The organism is Enteractinococcus helveticum, assembly GCF_001657475.1.
Lineage (GTDB): Bacteria > Actinomycetota > Actinomycetes > Actinomycetales > Micrococcaceae > Yaniella > Yaniella helvetica.
In genome coordinates this window covers 1-1,126 of record NZ_LXEY01000081.1, presented here as the reverse complement: position 1 = coordinate 1,126, position 1,126 = coordinate 1, and the positions used below count along the sequence as shown (strand labels likewise).

The following is a 1,126-nucleotide window of genomic DNA, read 5'->3' as shown; positions in this document are numbered from 1 at the left end:
TTTCCCTCCCCCTCCTCCCCCTTACTTTTTCTTTCCTTCCCTCTTTTCCTTTCTCCCTTCCCTCCTCCCTTTTTTTTTTTTTTTTCTTCCCCCCCCTTTCTTTCCTTCTTTTCCTTTTTCTTTTCCTCCCCTTCCCCTCTCTTTTCCTTCTCCTCCTTCCTCCCCCTTTCTTCTTTCTTTCCTTCCTCCTCTCCTCTTCCCCCCTCCTTCTTTCTCCTTTCCTCCCCTTTCTTCCTCCTTTTTTCCCTTTTTTTCCTTTCTCTCTCCCTCCCTTTTTCTTCCCTCCCTTTTTCCCCTTCTTCCTTCCTTTTTTCCTTCTTTTCTCCTCTTCACTTTTTTTTCTTTTTTTCCTCCCTCCCTTTTCCTTCCCTCCCCTCCCCTCCTTTCCTCCCCTTCTTTTTCTCCCCTTCCCCCTTTTCCCCTTCCTTCTCCCTCCTCTTTTTTCCCCTTCTCCCCTTCTTTTCCCCCTTCTCTCTTTCTCTTCCCCTTTCTCTCTCCTTTCCCCCTTCCCCCCCTTCTCCCCTCCTTCTTTTTCCTTCCCTCCCTTTTCTTTTTCCTCCCCCCCCCTCACCCCCCCTTCCCTCTCCCCCTCCTCCTCCCCTCCTCCCCTTCCCCCTTTTCTTCCCTTTCCCCTCCCCTCCTCTCCCTTTTCTCCCTTCTTTTCCTTCCTTTCCCTTTCTCCCCCCTCCCTCTCCCTCTCTCTTCTCCTTCCCTTTCCCCTTCTCTTCCCTTCCCTCCTTCCTCTTCTTTTTCCTCTCCCTCCCCTCCCTCCCTTTCCCTCCCCCTCTTCCATTCTCCTTTTTCCTCTTTTCCCCCCCCCCCTTCCTCTTTTCCCCCTTCCTCTCTTTTCCCCTCCTCCCCCCTCTCTTCCCTCCCTCCTCCCTCCTTCCTCCCTTTCTTTCCTCTTTCTCCTTTCCCCCCTTTTTTTTTCTTTTCCCTCTCTTCTTCCTTTTCCTTTTCTCTTTCTTTTTCTCCTTTTCCTTCTCTCTCCTCCTCCCTTTCTTCTTCTCTTCTTTTCCCCTCTCCTTCTCTCTCTCCTTTCCCCTCCCCCCCCCCCCCCTTTCTTGCTACCCCCACCCCCCTTGGGGGTTTCCCTTTCTTTTTGCCCCACCCCCCCCCCCCCCCC

The 1,126-nt window shown here is 52.8% G+C and carries 1 protein-coding gene; it reads right to left on the bottom strand.

From position 1 onward, the window contains the following. A partial coding sequence (locus A6F49_RS18985; protein ID WP_201120361.1) for a hypothetical protein occupies positions 1-1,111 on the bottom strand: 1,111 nt, incomplete at its 3' end. Between the last annotated feature and the right edge of the window lie 15 nt (positions 1,112-1,126).